At 38.7% G+C, this 17,348-nt stretch carries 11 protein-coding genes; 6 read left to right on the top strand and 5 right to left on the bottom strand.

Annotated elements, in window-relative coordinates; all coding sequences use genetic code 11:
• Positions 1 to 330 precede the first annotated feature (330 nt).
• Positions 331 to 1,650 carry an OmpA family protein gene (locus tag B3I52_RS15830; protein WP_293303167.1) on the top strand — a complete coding sequence of 440 codons (1,320 nt, stop codon included), beginning with the start codon at positions 331 to 333 and terminating at the stop codon, positions 1,648 to 1,650.
• Positions 1,651 to 1,808: 158 nt separating this feature from the next.
• Here the strand turns inward: B3I52_RS15830 and B3I52_RS15835 are convergent, their stop codons facing one another.
• Positions 1,809 to 2,921 (bottom strand): M42 family metallopeptidase, encoded by a 1,113-nt coding sequence (locus B3I52_RS15835; RefSeq protein ID WP_293303170.1) that lies wholly within the window; start codon positions 2,919 to 2,921, stop codon positions 1,809 to 1,811.
• Between the two features lie 117 nt (positions 2,922 to 3,038).
• Between B3I52_RS15835 and B3I52_RS15840 the strand changes: the two genes are divergently transcribed.
• Positions 3,039 to 3,440, top strand: coding sequence for a hypothetical protein (locus B3I52_RS15840; RefSeq protein ID WP_293303172.1), 402 nt, complete (start codon positions 3,039 to 3,041; stop codon positions 3,438 to 3,440).
• Here the strand turns inward: B3I52_RS15840 and B3I52_RS15845 are convergent.
• The 3 genes from B3I52_RS15845 to B3I52_RS15855 form a co-directional block, all read right to left on the bottom strand.
• Positions 3,430 to 3,846: a GNAT family N-acetyltransferase gene (locus tag B3I52_RS15845; RefSeq protein WP_293303175.1), complete on the bottom strand. Its 417-nt coding sequence runs from the start codon at positions 3,844 to 3,846 to the stop codon at positions 3,430 to 3,432. The two genes, B3I52_RS15840 and B3I52_RS15845, sit on opposite strands and share 11 nt — an antisense overlap.
• A 6-nt stretch (positions 3,847 to 3,852) precedes the next feature.
• Entirely contained in the window at positions 3,853 to 5,394 is a 1,542-nt protein-coding gene (locus B3I52_RS15850) for an acyl-CoA carboxylase subunit beta (RefSeq protein ID WP_293303177.1), read from the bottom strand.
• 148 nt (positions 5,395 to 5,542) lie between these two features.
• On the bottom strand, positions 5,543 to 6,778 hold the full coding sequence (locus tag B3I52_RS15855) for a porin (RefSeq protein WP_293303178.1): 1,236 nt from the start codon (positions 6,776 to 6,778) through the stop codon (positions 5,543 to 5,545).
• A 173-nt stretch (positions 6,779 to 6,951) separates the two neighbouring features.
• Here B3I52_RS15855 and B3I52_RS15860 point away from each other — a divergent pair, with 173 nt between their 5' ends.
• The 3 genes from B3I52_RS15860 to B3I52_RS15870 all read left to right on the top strand — a co-directional run bounded on the left by B3I52_RS15860 (position 6,952) and on the right by B3I52_RS15870 (position 9,805).
• The gene (locus B3I52_RS15860) at positions 6,952 to 7,293 is read left to right on the top strand and encodes a hypothetical protein (RefSeq protein ID WP_293303181.1); all 342 of its coding nucleotides are present in this window, start codon (positions 6,952 to 6,954) and stop codon (positions 7,291 to 7,293) included.
• A gap of 249 nt (positions 7,294 to 7,542) precedes the next feature.
• Positions 7,543 to 9,141 (top strand): SulP family inorganic anion transporter, encoded by a 1,599-nt coding sequence (locus tag B3I52_RS15865; protein ID WP_293303183.1) that lies wholly within the window; start codon positions 7,543 to 7,545, stop codon positions 9,139 to 9,141.
• Positions 9,142 to 9,151: 10 nt separating this feature from the next.
• Complete coding sequence (locus tag B3I52_RS15870; RefSeq protein ID WP_293303186.1) at positions 9,152 to 9,805, top strand: carbonic anhydrase; 654 nt, start codon at positions 9,152 to 9,154, stop codon at positions 9,803 to 9,805.
• A gap of 105 nt (positions 9,806 to 9,910) precedes the next feature.
• On the opposite strand, the gene pruA is transcribed toward B3I52_RS15870, so the two are convergent.
• On the bottom strand, positions 9,911 to 11,545 hold the full coding sequence (gene pruA, locus B3I52_RS15875; protein ID WP_293303189.1) for an L-glutamate gamma-semialdehyde dehydrogenase: 1,635 nt from the start codon (positions 11,543 to 11,545) through the stop codon (positions 9,911 to 9,913).
• A 363-nt stretch (positions 11,546 to 11,908) separates the two neighbouring features.
• On the opposite strand from pruA, the gene B3I52_RS15880 reads away from it, so the two are divergent.
• Positions 11,909 to 17,308 carry a T9SS type A sorting domain-containing protein gene (locus B3I52_RS15880; protein ID WP_293303191.1) on the top strand — a complete coding sequence of 1,800 codons (5,400 nt, stop codon included), beginning with the start codon at positions 11,909 to 11,911 and terminating at the stop codon, positions 17,306 to 17,308.
• The last annotated feature ends 40 nt before the right edge of the window (positions 17,309 to 17,348 follow it).

A 17,348-nucleotide genomic window follows, 5' to 3' on the forward strand; every position in this document is an offset into this window, starting at 1 on the left:
ATAACACCCAAAACTCACGTTAAATAGCCTTTTATAGTTATTTTTTGCTTAATACAAGGTGATTAAACCAGTATAGATAGTGGCGGCCCGCTTATCATATTTTTAGGTCTCTTTAAAATAGACGTAGTGTTTATTCGTTTTTAATGGCCTCAATATCTAGAAAGTGTATAGCAAAGTGAACACTTTAAGTTTCTTTATTTCTTTTCTTTTTATATGTCAATTGGTTGTTTTTTAGATGGTTAAAATGGTTTTTTTTAGGGGTTTAATTTGTTTGGTACAAGTGTTGGAGAGTTATAGGTAAATAACAGAAGCTTATAAAAAGTTAATATTATGAAACTAAATTTCTTAAAATTTTTACCAGTTGCATTAACTGGATTAATAATTGGCAACAATGCTCAGGCTCAAGAGAGCACAGGCGAAAAACCATCTTTTAAAACATGGTCTATCGGTATTAACGGTGGCGCATTAACAGGGGTTTCTCCTTTAGGTGGCCAAAATGATTTCTCTAACTGGAAGCCTAGTTTAGGTTATGGTCTGTATATCAAAAAACAAATTTCACCTGCTTTTGCCTTGCGTTTAGATGGGGTTAAAGGAAAAGTGAAAGGCGATAATTCTGAAGCTTATAAAGATGGTTCTATTAACACTTCTCCAATTGCGTCGTACGACACCGATTTAAAATACTCGGCCAGTTTAAGTGCGCAATTAAATATGGTAAACTGGAGTATGTTTAACCAAACTAACAATGCGCAGCTTTATGCTTTAGCTGGTGGTGGTTTGGTAAATTATGCCGCAACAACTGTGGCTACTGGTGCTACCACAGAAGTTACCGGTGCTACAAAAAATAAATTTGTGGTTCCAGTAGGTGTTGGTGCTAAATTCCGTTTATCCGAAGGCGTTAATTTTGATTTAGGTTGGACTATCAATTTTGTTGATGGCGATGAGTTTGATGGCTATGCTAGAGGTAGTAACGATAAATATAATTATGGTTACGCAGGTTTAGAGTTTGCCTTAGGTAAAGGAAAACAATTGGCTTTCTTTAGCCCTACGGCAGCAACCTATCAAGAAGCTTTAGCCGCTAAAAATACTGCAAATGCACTTAAATCTGATTTAGATGCGCAAAAAGCAGAGAATGCTAAATTACGTACAGAAATGAACGATCTATTAAAAGATAGCGATGGTGATGGTGTAGCAGATAAATTAGATAAATGTCCTAATACACCAGCCGGTACTGTAGTAGATGGCTCTGGCTGTCCGTTAAAAGTTCCTGCACCTCAAGTTACCGAAAGGGTAATTGTTACAGAGGCAGACCGTAAGGTAGTAAAAGATGCCATTAGCAATTTAGAGTTTGATTTAGGTAAAGCAACTATTCGTGCTAAATCTTATGTTACCTTAAATAAAGTTGCAGCACTATTGGTAGAGAAAAACTTTAGCTTAAAATTAGCAGGACATACAGATATTACTGGGTCTAGAGAGTTAAACTTGCGTTTATCTAAAGAAAGAGCCGAATCGGTAAAAGCCTATTTAGTATCTCAAGGTGCTAACGCTTCTAGAATTGAGGCTACAGGTTATGGCCCTGACCAACCAATTGCAAGTAATAAAACTGCCGAAGGTCGTCAGCAAAATAGAAGGGTAGAGTTTACACTTTACTAGAATAAAGAATAAAAATTGTACTTATGAAAGCAGAGCCTCGATGTAAAAGTCGGGGCTTTTTAGTTTTAAAAGTTGACTAATTGGCAAGCAGTTTAATTAAAAAGGTTCGAGAAATTAATCCCGAACCTTTCTTTGATTCTTGTTCTTTTACTTTGCTCTTATTTAAACTCCCTAAAGTCTTGTCCATTTTTAATGGCCAGTAAACTTTCGTAAATTAAGCTAATTACATTATCAACATCTTCTTTGTGTACCATTTCTACGGTAGTGTGCATGTAGCGCAAAGGCAACGATATTAATGCCGAAGGTACGCCGCCGTTAGAGTAGGCAAAGGCATCGGTATCTGTGCCCGTAGAGCGAGAAGAAGCTTGGCGTTGGAAAGGAATGCCTGCTTTTTCGGCCGCTTTAATTAATAATTTATTGAGGTTAGTTTGTACCGCTGGCGCATAAGAAACCACAGGCCCTTTGCCAGCAGCTAAATCGCCTTGTGTAATTTTATTGATCATTGGCGTAGTGGTATCGTGGGTTACATCGGTAACAATAGCCACATTTGGTTTAATACGATGTGCAATCATTTCGGCACCACGCAAACCAATTTCTTCTTGTACCGAGTTTACGATGTACAAACCAAAAGGTAATTTCTTCTTGTTCTCTTTTAACAAACGGGCCACTTCGGCAATCATAAAACCACCCGCACGGTTGTCTAAAGCACGACCAACATAGTAACGGTCGTTTAATACCATAAATTCATCTTCGTAGGTAATTACGCAACCTACGTGAATGCCTAAAGCTTCAACTTCTTCTTTGGTAGTGCAGCCACAATCTAAGAAGATGTTTTTTAGCTCGGGCGCTTGTTCTTTTTCGCCATGACGCGTGTGAATGGCAGGCCAGCCAAAAACAGCTTTTACAAATCCTTTTTCGGTGTGGATATTTACACGTTTTGAAGGTGCAATTTGATGATCGGAACCACCGTTACGGATTACATAAATTAAACCATCGTTAGTAATATAGTTTACGTACCATGAAATTTCATCGGCGTGAGCTTCAATAACTACTTTATAGTCTGCTTTTGGATTAATTACACCTACAGCAGTACCGTAATTGTCTATAAAAGTTTCATCAACGTAAGGTTTTAAATAGGCTAACCAAAGTTTTTGCCCTTCCCACTCGTAGCCGGTAGGTGCGGCATTATTGATATATTTTTCGAAAAACTGTAGCGATTTTTGGGTAACTACAGGCACATGTTTTTTATTTTCGTCTTTCTTTTTTGCCATAATTTTAAATTTATGTATTGTGGTAAATGTACAATTTAAAGGCAATTATTTAAACCTGTTTCTTTATTTTTTACAAGAAAATCACTATATTAAGCAAACTATCAAAACAAATTATATATGAACATCACTAAAATTTTTATCCCAACTATTTTTCTTGTTTTAATTGTAATTATTGGCTTAATGTGGGGCTTGCCAAAATATAATGTATGGCAACAAGAAATGGCTGGTAAGGCAGAAATGGCAAAAGCCGAGCAAAACCGTAGAATTTTAGTAGAAGAAGCTAAAGCGAGGTTAGAAGCAGAAAAACTAAATGCAGCAGCAGAGATTGAGCGTGCAAAAGGTATGGCAGAGGCCATGAGGGTAGAAAATGGAACTTTGTCGGCAACTTATAACCAGTATTTGTTTATCAGAACATTAGAAAAATTGGCTGATAAGGGCAGTTTGCCACAAATTATTTATGTGCCATCTGAAGGTTTAACGCCAGTAATGGATTTGAATAAAGCCTTGCCTAGAAAGTAAACTCCATTTTAACGTATTGCAATTGGTTTCGTTCGTATGGTTCGCCTACGGTTTGGAAACCAATTTTTTTATAAAAGCCAATGGCACTAACTCTGGCGTTGCACCATAAATTCTTCATGTTTTGATGTTTGCAATAATCGATAAGGTATTTTAAAAGCTGTAACCCAAATCCTTTACCTTGCTGGCTGGGTAATACAGCCATTTTACGGAACTGAGCCGAGTTTCCATTCATAAACAAAGAGACTACTCCGGTAAGTTCGTATTGGTAATACAATCCAAAATGAATGCCATCCCAGTCTTCTGGCAGCTCCATGTCTATAATTTCCTTATCGGGATACATGGCTAATTGCCTGATGCGCCATGTAAGTGCCGGGAAGATTTGCTCTATGGAAGCGATTTGTTCCATTGTGAATTACAAAGGAATATTGCCATGTTTTTTTCTAGGCATATTAACCACTTTATTCTCCAGCATTTTAAATGCTTTAACGAGTTTTTCTCGGGTTTTAGATGGCTCAATTACTTCATCTACAAAGCCACGTTCGGCAGCACGGTAAGGGTTGGCAAAAATATCAGAATAGAGTTTTTCTTTCTCTAACCATTTTTCTTCTCGGTTTTGGGCAGTGCTAATTTCTTTTTTGAAAATGATTTCGGCAGCACCTTTTGCGCCCATTACGGCAATTTCGGCACTTGGCCAAGCGTAATTCATATCGGCACCAATATGCTTGCTGTTCATTACATCGTAAGCGCCGCCGTAAGCTTTACGGGTAATTACCGTAATGCGGGGCACAGTAGCCTCGCTAAAGGCATATAATAATTTTGCCCCATTGGTGATAATGCCATTCCACTCTTGGTCGGTGCCTGGTAAAAATCCGGGCACATCTTCAAATACCAACAATGGGATATTAAAACAATCGCAGAAGCGCACAAAACGAGCTGCTTTTACCGAGGCATTGTTGTCTAAAACCCCAGCTAAATAGGCTGGTTGGTTAGCTACAATGCCAATACTTCTGCCCGCTAATCGGGCAAAGCCAACCACAATATTCTCTGCATAAGCGGCATGTACCTCTAAAAAGCTGTCCTCGTCAGCAACTTGTGCAATTACCTCTCTAATATCGTAAGGTTGGTTAGCATTATTTGGAAGAATTTCGTTTAACGTCGTTCTTTCTTCGTTGCTTGGTTCGTATGGGGTAAATGGAGGAGTGTCTTCACAGTTTTGTGGCACATAACTTAGTATCTTTTTTAAATGGTTAATAGCCTCGATTTCGTTGGCGCAAGCAAAGTGGGTAACCCCAGATTTGGTAGCATGCGTACTTGCACCGCCTAATTCTTCAGAACTTACTTCTTCGTGGGTAACGGTTTTCACTACATTTGGCCCTGTTACAAACATATACGAAGTGTTTTCGACCATTAAAATAAAATCGGTAATGGCTGGTGAATATACGGCGCCACCTGCGCAAGGGCCCATAATTGCCGAAAGTTGCGGAATTACGCCCGACGCTTGTACATTGCGATAAAAAATATCGGCATAACCGCCTAAAGAAACCACGCCTTCTTGAATACGGGCTCCACCGCTGTCGTTTAAGCCAATAATTGGGGCGCCATTTTTCATGGCCATTTCCATAATCTTGCAGATTTTTTCGGCATGAGTTTCTGACAATGAACCTCCAAACACCGTAAAATCTTGAGAAAACACATAGGTTAGCCTACCATTTATAGTACCGTATCCAGTAATTACGCCATCGCCTAAATATCTTTCATTTTCCATCCCAAAATCGGTACTGCGGTGGGTAACCAACATGCCAATTTCTTCGAAACTGCCTTCGTCTAATAAAAAGTGAATACGTTCGCGGGCGGTAAGTTTGCCTTTCTTGTGCTGGCTGTCTATACGAGCTTGTCCGCCACCTAAGTGCGCTTGTTGTATTTTATCTTTTAAGATTTCGATTTTGTTGTTCATATGAATTGGTTCATTGGTTCATTGGTTCATTGGGAAAGTCCGAAAGTCCGAAAGTCCGAAGAAAATTGGATAAACAAGTTAGTAACAATATAACAATTCGGCGATAAAGCCATTTAACAATTCAAACTATTAACCCGTTTATAGCTCCTTACCACCTGTACTGCAAACGAGTTGTAAAAACATTGTCTTTCACATCGTTTTGGTAATCGGTAAGCATGGTGTTGCCATTGCTTACGTGCTCATTATATACCGTAAGCTTTAGGCGACCATTTAATGCGTAGGTAAGGCCGTAACCCAATGTGCTAAATTTAATATCTCCGGCAGTGGTATTGTTGCCTGGTCTTCCAATTTCAGTTTCTGTAATATCGATATTCGGATCGTAAACATCGTAACCTACAATAGCTGTTAACTTGCTACTTGCAATTTGTTGGGTAAACCAAAAGAAGTAGCCGTTAAAATTGCGGAGGTATAAATTTCCGGCAGGTTGGCTGCCAAAACTCTGACTTGCGGCAAAGCCAGAAATGTTGGCACTTGCAGCTACGCCCGGTTGGGTTCCCCAAACGTATTCTGTTTTAAAAGTGGTATTGCCAAAGCTGTTGGCATATTCTAACTGTAAATTGGCGCCGTAATAATCTCTTCTAAAATTATGATTTTCATTTGCTGCATTGGTAATAGCATCGAAACCATTTTCTATTGGTTTTAAATAAGTAGTAGTGTTGCTTCTAACAGTGCCTTTGTATATAGAAGCACCAAAACCAAGTTTTAGCTTACTGTTGGCCAAGCTATCAAAATCAAAGCTTAAGTTGCCAATAATGTCTTTGTTAGAATCGTAATCTTTTGCGCTTAGCCCGCTGCCGTTAACTATGGCGAGTTCGGCTGTAATAAAGGGCACAATCTTGTTGGGCTTGTACGAAACCATTGCCCCTAAATCTCTTTCTCTGGGCATGATGGTTTGAAACACCCTAGCTCTTTCTGGAAAATCTCTGTGTCCGGAAGAATAAACGATAGAATAGCCAAAGGGGCGGTTAAACAGGCCTGCGGTAAGTTTTAATGACTTATTTTCGGGGCTGTGAAACTGAATAAAAGCATCCATAATTCTAACTCCGTCTTGTGTTCCGTCTAATTGAAACACTACAGATGAAAATTTATCTACTCTATCTACTTTTAAACGCCCTCTTCGTAACATAAAACGGCTCGATGAATTCTCGCTAAAATCTCCGCCAGACCAAGAAGAAATGCCTGGAGATTGGGCTGCCTGAAACTGTGTTTGTAAATAGCCAGTAATTTTTATGTCGTGCGGATCATAAGAAGAAGGGGCATTATTATTTTGTGCGTAAGTGAAAGTGGAAATTAAAATGAATAGACAGGATAAAGTATTTCTCATCGATTTGTATTTTTTGCTTTAATAAAAAAACTAGGCTAAACGAAAGGTTGAAATTGCAGAATTATTTTTGATTTTAGTTCGGTGTTTAGATTAAATTGCATTTTTTTTACTAATTTTTCTTTAATTTAATTGGTTTGTGAATTACTTTTGTCAACCAATCTGTTAAAGTTTCGATGACGAGATTAACAAAATACAAGTTCTTGATAGTAGTTGCATTTATGGGCATCTTTGCTTCAAAAATGATAATTTCGGGTGCACCTGTATTTTTATCGCATTTTGATGATCAATTTATGGTTTCCGTAATCATGCAATTGGAAAATGAAAACCATGGGGATGATACAGGGAAATCTCATTTGAAGAATATAGATCACAAGATTATTAATCACAAACATGATTTTAACGTCGTTAATCTTGATATAGATTATGGCGTTTCTAATGCTTTTATAGAGCACTCGCGGCGGTATGTAGATCCCTATCATCCGTCTGTTCCCACACCGCCTCCAAATTTCGGCTAGTTTATTATCACCTCATGGCTTCGCTAAAGCGAGCCGTTGATATGTTGGGAACCTATTGAAATTTCAATTTCTTGGTCGTCTATCTAGGTAAACTTTCTATAAAAATAGAAGTAATGCTTTGATGGGCTTGTTTAAGAATGGCTAAGCTGTCTTATAACTTGTTGATTGCAAGGTTGATGTAGTTGTTCTGTTGAGGAAAATAGAGATGGTTCCTGTTTTTAAACTTTAGAAATTAACATTTAATTTTTTATGAAAAAATCAAATTCGACCTCTTTTGGGTTCGGAATTAATAATTATTTGACCAAACGAAATTTAAAGGCAGATTTGCCCGCGAGTATTGTGGTTTTTTTAGTAGCCCTACCGCTGTGTTTGGGCATTGCCTTGGCTTCTGGTGCACCGTTATTTGCAGGTCTTATCACAGGTATTGTTGGAGGGATAGTTGTTGCCGCCATTAGTGGTTCGCAACTGAGCGTAAGTGGCCCTGCGGCAGGTTTAACCACCATTGTATTGGCGGCTATTACTAGCTTAGGCAGTTATCAGGCATTTTTAATGGCTGTTGTATTGGCGGGCGTATTTCAACTTATTTTGGGCCTAATAAAAGCAGGTACAATTGGCAACTATTTCCCTTCTAGTGTAATTGAAGGTATGTTGGCGGGTATCGGTATTTTGCTTATCTTAAAACAATTGCCTCACGCTTTAGGTATAGATAGTGATTTTTTTGGCAATGAAAGTTTTTTTCAGGCCGATGGGCAAAATGCTTTTTCTGCATTGGGAAATGCATTCCAACATTTTAGTATTGCTGCCATAGCAATTAGTGGTATAGCTGTTTTAATCTTGGTACTCTGGCCTAAGTTTAAAAAAATAAACGCTATACCGGCGCCACTTGTAGTAGTGGCCATTGGTGTTGTTGGCGCAATGTTGTTTAGCGGTTCGTCAAATGCCTTAAATAAGAGCCAAATGGTTACTATTCCAACGGTGAATAGTGCTGCCGAGTTTTTTGGGCTGTTTTCTATGCCAAATTTTTCAATGATTCTAGATCCCAAGGTGTTGTTGGTAGCGGTAACCATTGCGGTGGTTGCCAGTTTAGAAACCTTGTTAAGTTTAGATGCGGTAGATAAAATAGATCCATTAAAAAGAGTGTCGCCAACTAACCGTGAGCTTGTGGCCCAAGGCGTTGGTAACATTACGAGCGGTATGTTGGGTGGTTTGCCACTTACTGCAGTTATTGTGCGCAGTTCGGCAAACGTAAATGCAGGAGGCCGTACAAAAATATCGGCAATTGCACACGGTTTGTTGTTGTTGCTATCCTTGCTATTTATACCATCATTAATTAACCTGATACCGCTATCCTGTTTAGCGGCAATCTTATTGGTAACAGGCTATAAGTTGGCCAGAATAACACTCTTTAAGCAAATGTATCGTAAAGGATGGCATCAGTTTGTGCCGTTTGTAGTAACGGTAGTTGGGGTAGTGGGCATCGATTTGTTAAAAGGAGTTGGTATAGGCATGGCGGTTGCTATCTTCTATTTGCTAAGAACTAATATGCGCAATCCTTTCTTTTACAAAGTATTGGAAGAAGGCAATAAAAAGAATATTAGAATTAAATTGGCCGAAGAGGTGTCGTTTTTAAACAAAGCTTCTATTCAGGTGTTATTAGCCGATATTCCTAATGAAACCAATGTAGTTATAGATGGTGCCAACTCTCGGTACATAGATCCGGATGTTTTAGAAACCATCCACCACTATAGGCACAATGCTTATACCAAGGGGATTGTTGTAACTTTAGAAAATATTGAAAAAAGTTACTCAGTTCCGAAAATAAATACCAAAATTGTAACACAAAATTAAATTCAATAAAATGTCATTACGTCAAGATAACATCACTTACGAAAGTTTACTAGAAGGAAATAAAGAATGGGTTGCCGAAAGGTTAGCAGAAAATCCTAATTATTTTGATGAGCTGGCCGCTGGACAACACCCGCCAATGTTATGGATAGGTTGTTCTGACAGTCGTGTGCCGGCAAATCAAATTACCAATACCCTGCCAGGCGATATTTTTGTGCACCGCAACATTGCAAATGTGGTAACGCATACAGACATGAGCGTTTTAAGCGTGCTAGATTATTCTGTAAATGTGCTAAAGGTAAAACATATTGTTGTTTGCGGGCATTATGGCTGCGGAGGCGTTACTGCGGCTTTGGGCAGTAAGCAGGTAGGTTTAATTGATAACTGGTTAAGGAACATTAAGGATATTTACCATGCCAATGAAAGTGATATTCTTGCCATCGAAGATCCGATAGAAAGAACCAATAAAATGGTAGAACTGAATGCCATTCATGGTGCAAAAAATGTAATGAGCACTTCCATTGTACAAAATGCTTGGGCGCAAGGCCAAAAGCTGTCGGTACATGCATGGGTTTATAGTTTAAAAACTGGGCTAATTACAGATTTAAAGGTAAGTGCATCGAGCGCTGAAGACATGCCTGCCGTATTTAAGATGGATGTAAAATAATTTTAAGTTTAGTATATAATGATGGGGGTGTCTAGCGTTTGGGCATCCCTTTTTTATGTTAAAACAAAAGGTGTCTTTTTGGGACACCTTTTATCTAATTTATGTTTAATCTTTTGCCAAAAACGGATAACTGTAATCTTTAGGCGGATCGAAAGTTTCTTTAATGGTGCGTGGCGAAACCCAACGCAACAAGTTGATCATAGAGCCTGCTTTGTCGTTAGTGCCGCTTCCTCTGGCGCCGCCAAATGGTTGTTGACCAACAACTGCACCGGTACACTTGTCGTTAATATAGAAATTGCCAGCTGCATTGCGTAAACGTGTTGTAGCTTTGTCAATAGCGTAACGATCTTGCGCAATTACAGCGCCTGTTAAGGCATAAATAGAAGTATTGTCTATAATGTCTAAGGTTTTGTCAAAATCTTTATCATCATAAATATATACCGTTAATACTGGGCCAAAAAGCTCTTCGCACATGGTAGTATATTTAGGGTCATCTACCACTAAAACTGTAGGTTCAATAAAATAACCTTTGCTCTTGTCGTAGTTTCCGCCAGCAATAAGCTCAACACCGCTTGCTTTTTTAGCCTCCTCAATATAAGCGGTAAGCTTGTCAAAAGATTTTTCGTCAATAACGGCATTAATAAAGTTGCCAAAATCTTCTGTTGGGCCCATTTTTAGGGTAGCCAAATCTCTTAACAACAATTCTTTAATGGCTGGCCATTTGCTTTTGGCGATATAAACCCTAGAAGCTGCCGAGCATTTTTGCCCTTGGTATTCAAATGCACCACGTAAAATGGCTGTAGATGAAACTTCGGCATCAGCAGAACCGTGTACTAAAATAAAATCTTTACCACCTGTTTCGCCAACTATGCGAGGATAGGTTTTGTACTTGTGGATGTTGTTTCCAATAGTTTTCCAAATGTCTTGAAAAACGGCGGTTGAGCCAGTAAAATGTATGCCTGCAAAATCTGGATGCGAGAATACGACATCGCCAACATCTGGGCCATGGGCATAAATTAGGTTAATTACGCCGTCTGGTAGTCCTGCCTCCTTAAAAATTTGCATAATTAGGTTAGCGGCATAAATCTGAGTGTCTGCTGGCTTCCAAACTACTACGTTGCCCATCATGGCTACGCAAGAAGGTAAATTGCCAGCAATTGCTGTAAAGTTGAACGGTGTTAAAGCAAACACGAAGCCTTCTAACGGGCGTTGTTCTACTCTGTTCCAATTTCCGCGTGGAGATACAGGAGGTTGCTGTTTGTAGATTTCGGTCATGTAGCTCACATTAAAACGAAGGAAATCAATAAATTCGCAAGCCGCATCAATTTCTGCTTGAAAAGCATTTTTGCTTTGCCCGAGCATGGTTGCTGCATTTAATTTGTATCGGTAAGGTCCAGCAATTAAATCGGCGGCTTTTAAGAAAATAGCTGCTCTTTGTTCCCATGCCAAATTTTCCCAATTGGCTTTGGCGGCCAACGCTGCATCAATAGCCTGTTGTACATGGGCTTTAGTGCCTTTGCTGTAGGTGGCCAATAAGTGCTGGTGGTCATGCGGAGGCGTAACTTTACCTTTTTCATTGGTAAAAACTTCCTGATTTCCAATATACATCGGGATGTCAATTACTTTGGCTCTCCCTTCGGCCAGTGCCGCTTTTAGCAGTTCTCTTTCCTTGCTGCCTGGTGCATATCCTAAGATAGGTTCGTTAACCGGTGCCGGAACATTAAAAAATCCTTTAAGCATAATAAGTAGTTAGATTGCAAATATAAGGCTTTAATTTAGATCACTTGCCATCAAAAAATGGAGATTTTGATTTGAACTACTGGTTGTTAAACAAAAATACCGGAAATACGGTATTTCAAACGTTTGTATTTAAGATTAATTTGCTGTTATCAAATGAAAATTTTATTTCCGATTTTTTTTTAGAAGCTTCATGGCATGTATATGCCAATACTTACATGTTTAAGCGTTTTTTATCAAGATGCTAACGTGTATTTGCTTGTAAGGCAATTAAATACAACGTGTAAAATATTTTTTTATTATAAATAGTTTGTATATTTAACTCACTCTTTTTAGGGGTACAGTTCTTAAAAACCAAATTAAATCATGAAAAAAAATCTACTCAGAGCGCTACCTATGCTATTTGTTGGGTTGTTGTTTGTTTTGCAATCTCGAGCGCAGACGTATTATGTTGATGCTGCAGCTGGAAATGACGGCAATGCAGGTACGCAGGCAAGTCCGAAGAAGACTATACAGGCGGCAATTGATGCTGCAACTGGCGCCTCAACTATATACATTTCGTCAGGAACCTATGCGGAGAACGTAAACATCAACAAAAGTGATATTGCTTTGATAGGGAGTGGTTCGGGGGCTAATGGGAATTTAGCTCCTACGCCGATAAACACTAGTTTACATACGCTAGTTACTGGTGGGGCGGGTACAAGAGGAATTCAAATTTCAGGCAGTAGAACAAATGTGACGGTTAGGGATATAGCTATTGTTGGTTATGCTGGGGAAGGTTTTTACGCCCCCGCTAATGCAAATAATTTAACTGTGCAGAATTTGCAGGTAAATGGTAACTGTACGGGTGCTGGACGAGGAGGTATTTTTATAGATGGTGGAATTACCAATGTGACTATAACAGGTTGTGCAGTGCAAAATAATGGCACAGGAGCATCTAGCGCTACGCCGCGTGGCATTGGTATCTGGAATAATAATAAAGATAAAATTACCATTACTAATAATTATGTGATTTTTACAAGTTGCTGCGGTATCGATTTAAACGATGGAACAGCTTCGGGTGTAAATATTTCTGACAATACCTTAATAGCAGGGTCGGATAAAGCCGATAGCGGCATTGGTATTTTAGGGTTGAAAGCTGGTAACGGTGCTAATATTATTGCGGGCAATACTATTACTGTGGCTAAAAGATATGGTATCGAAATCAAAAACCCAGCTGGTTCTGGTCTGGATGATGAAATGGCGGATGGCGCCATCATTGTAAAAAATAATATCATTACTCGTTTAGATGCTGGTGCGGCAACAATTGGTACTGAAGCTCGCGATTTAGCGGGTATAGCAGTTTTTAGACGCTCATTTACAGCGGGAAATCCATCTGGTTACATTGATGTTCCCAGTGGCGTTGTAATAAAAGGAAACACAATTGATGGCTTTCAGCAGCCTAATGCTAATGGGGAAGGCTATGGGATAGTTGTAGAAGGTGTTAGAATGACGGTGAAAAACAATACCGTAAAAAACTGTGATATTGGTATACAACGACAGGCAGGTAACGCTTCTAATTATTATAAAGACGGTATTGTTGTGGGCACCCCAGCACAAGATGCCGACCAAGTTGCTGCTGGTAGCCCATATTTTAACAGGGGCAACTCGCCGTACTCGGCAAATATTGTTTTATCTGGAAATGATTTGTCAACCGGAAATACTGTGCAAACTCGCGACGAATTTGCATTAAACTCTTATTTGGGAGACGCACAATTTGTATACAATGTTGATAAAAAAGCAAATTATGCTACCATTAATCTGGGGGTTGAGTATGCTACGGCAGGAAATACACTACAATTGTCAGAAAATACATTTGACGGACGGGTAACTATAAATAAATCGTTAACCATAGATGGCCTAGATAAAACAAAAGCAAACTTAACGTACACGGGCTTGGCAATTACTGGAAATGGAGGTGGTATCCCAACTATTTTTACTGTTGCAGCCCAAAACGTTACTATTAAAAACATCACTTTTACGGTAGATTTAACTAAAATACACTCGGCCATACATTCTTATGGAAATGTGGCGGGCATTGTAATTACAGATAATAATTTTGTGGCTACAGCAACGGGTGCATTACCTGGTGCAAAATTAGGATACGGTAGGCGTAATGCGGTAAGTATTAATGTAGATGCCTATGATAATTTCGATTATGTAAATGTTAATACCGGTATAACAGGTGTTACTATACAGCGTAATACGGTGCAAGGCTTTATAGGTGGTAATGTAGCTAATGGTGGTTTTAGGTCGGGTTTTAGTGTTGATAGGGCGAAGGATGTACTGATTGGTGGTAACTCTGCAGCCGATGGAAATACCATACAAACTATAAACCATGATGTGACCAGTAGATTTTTTACCGACGGAGACGTAACCGTAAAGAACAATACCCTAAACGGCGGAGGCTTAGAAATGTCTAGTACCAACAATGCTGCCGGAACAGTTATCATTGAGAACAATACTTTTAATGGTGCGGCAAGTAATGCTTACACTTCCCAGGTTAGGCTTCAAGGCAATACAAATAGCAAGACCTTTATCTTAAAAAACAATACTTTTTCTAATACCAAATGGGGCTTAAGCCTAGAGAATTTTAGAAATATTTTAATAGAAGGTAATACGTTTACACCGTCTGTTAACGATTTTAGACTCATTACTGTAAATACAAAAATGATTTTAAGCACTGACGCCGGAGCTACTTTTCCTTTAGGTCTAGATTTAAGATCAAATACTTTCAATGGTCTGTCATCGGCAACTTTAGGGAAGGCGCTGGCGTTTTACAATCACAAAGAAGACGGTACAAATAACTATCAAACCGGGGAGATAAAAATAGGAGGTGTTGGGGTGCATAATACATTTGGTGCAGACATACCTACTTTTATTTATGTAGATAATAATAATGGTAATGCTACCAAAGATGGTGCAAATGTTGGTTTAACAGGTTATCCAGAATATGGAAGCAATATCGCAATAACCACAACAGGCTATTGGAAGAAAGATATAATAGCTAACGCAAATCGCTTTTATGTTGATGGGCAACTTAGATATCCGCAGCTGTTAACTAGTGTACAAATGACCGAGCTTGATGGTAAGCTTTTTGATAAAAAAGACGATCCAAATATCGGGGAAGTACTATATTATTTCCCAGTTACAAACGTGAATACAAATGTAGGATACGCCACTATTCAATCGGCAGTTGATGCAGCAACTGTTAATGATGAGTTGAGGGTAGATCCAGGTACTTATGCAGAGAAAATATCCATCAATAAAAAATTAACCATAAAAGGACCAAATTTTGGTGTTGCGGGAACTGGTGCTAGGGTAGCCGAGGCTAAAATTATACCTAATGTAACGGATTTGGCTATTGCCTCAAGGGCGGTAGTTACTTTTGTAGCTGGTTCTGAAGGTAGCGTATTCGACGGATTTGAAGTAAATGGCGATAATCCAAGTTTAAGTACAAGCGGAATTACTGCGGGAGGTGTTTTGGTTGATGCTGCTTATGGTGTTTCTATAAATGACGTGGGCGGTATTACCGTGCAAAATAACATTGTGCAGAATTTTGGAAGTACAGACGGTACGCCAACGGCTTATCTTGTTGGAGCTACTACTACAACTACACCAATGTCGGGTATTTTAATAAAGAATAATTTATTGCAGAATCTTAATCAATTTACACCTCTTGCTGCTCTGGATGCCGTGACATTATCAAATGATGTGTACGCTCAAATTTTAAGCAACAAATTTACTAATGTAAGAGGAGGAATTCAGTTTGTAAATGCTTATCGTCCAAATCCTTTGGCAGGAACTTTTGATGCCATTATTGCTGATAATGATATTACTTCATATCGTATAGGGCTTTATTATAATCTACAGTATAATAGTGCTTCGCCTTGGACAGTACGAAATAACACTTTCCAATCTTCTACGCCAATAGGAGGCAATACAAAATATGAAGCGATTAGAGTAGAGTCTATTCAAAGTGTGGTTAATGGAAACATTATAGGAAATACCATTGTAGGTAATAAAACTGCTAGAGAAAATGAAAATTCGAACTTTTTAACTTATGGTATTTCTTTTAATAATAACGTAAATACCACTGGTGCTTTTTTGGTAAAAAACAATGATATTTCTGATGTAAAGTACGGGATAGGCTATACGGCAGATAATGGCACAACCTTGAGTACAAATGTTAGGTATATTGGAGGTAATATTCATAATGTTGCTAATTATGTAGCTTATGCTATAACCTCGGGTACACCAACATTTGCTGATGCAAATCTGCCAAGTACACAATTAGATGGGAAAATAGGAGAAGATTATACCTCTGGTGAATTGGCAGATATTTATACCAATAATATTATAGATAAAGACGATAATGCTTTACATGGCAAAGTGAATTTAGTTTTTCCTATCAAAAACATCACTCAAGGAACGGCATTTACTACTTTACAAGCTGCAAATGACGATGTACTTACTTTAGATAATGATGTTATCTCTATTAAAAATGATGTTAGTGTTTATGGTAATCTAGGAAATGTGGCATTTACCAAAACAAATTCTATTGAAATTGCGGGTAATGCTTTGGCTGCCTTGTCATTTACTAATCTTACGGCAAATGCTCCTGGTAAAACCATAACTTTTACTAATCCGGCTACTGTTGCAGGAAATTTCACTTTAACGGCAGGGAAAATTACACCTTCAGCAAGCTTCACTTTAAACGGAAGTGTTGCTACAACACCTGGCATCGCCAATTTTATTAATGGAGCGGTAACGATAAATAACGTAAGTTCAGATGTGTTAATTCCGGTAGGTAAAAATAATAGGGCTGCTTATGTAGAGCTTACAGGCGCATCTGGAGCGGCTTCGTCATTTACGGTAGAATATTTTCCTGCGGCCTATGTTAGTTCTATTAAAGGCCCTGGGCTAACAAGCGTAAGCAGTAATGAATATTGGGCGGTAAACCGTACTTCAGGCAGCCTAACTGCAAAAGTAAAGTTATATAGTTTTGATCTTGTTGCTAGTGGTTTTGGTATTTTAGATGATGCCGTAGTGTCTGAATATAGTGCTGTAAATAGCCGATGGGAAACCTTTGGTAGCAGTGCCTTCGTCAATGGAATACCGGGCTCTGTGACAGCTAATGTGGTTTCGTCAAATTTTGGCTATTTTACTTTTGGAGCTAATACAACTGTGTTGCCCGTAGCACTTTTAAGCTTTACCGCTCAACCAGCCACTGGTGGTGCTTTAGTAAAATGGAGTACAGCAAAAGAAGAAAATAATGCCAAGTTTGAAATCGAAAAAAGCTTTGATGGCAAGAATTTCTTTGTGATAGATAGTAGAAAAGGTGAAGGCACTGCTGCTAGTTACGAGTTTTTAGATCTGAGTTTTAGGCAATCTGCTTACTATCGTTTAGTGCAATTTGATGCAGGAGGTAAAAAAACTACCTATTCAGATTTAACCAAATTTGTAAAAGGATTGGATAATTCGCTTGCTGTAGTGGCCTATCCAAACCCTGCAACTGCTAAGTTGTATGTAAGTGTTGCTTCATCAACAAAAGAAAACGTTAAAGTGTTGTTAACTGATTTAACTGGCAAAACTTTGAGAGTTAAAGATGCAGCAGATAGTTCGCAGCCAATTGAATTGGATGTGGCTGGTATAGCAAGGGGCTCTTACATTCTTCAAGTAATTAAGAATAGCGGCAACGTAAGTAAGAAAATTTTGAAGCTATAAAAGCTATTTAAACCATAGTTAAAAGGGGCTGTCTCAAAAG

Origin of the sequence: Pedobacter sp. UBA4863 (assembly GCF_002399615.1) — a bacterium.
GTDB lineage: Bacteria > Bacteroidota > Bacteroidia > Sphingobacteriales > Sphingobacteriaceae > Pedobacter.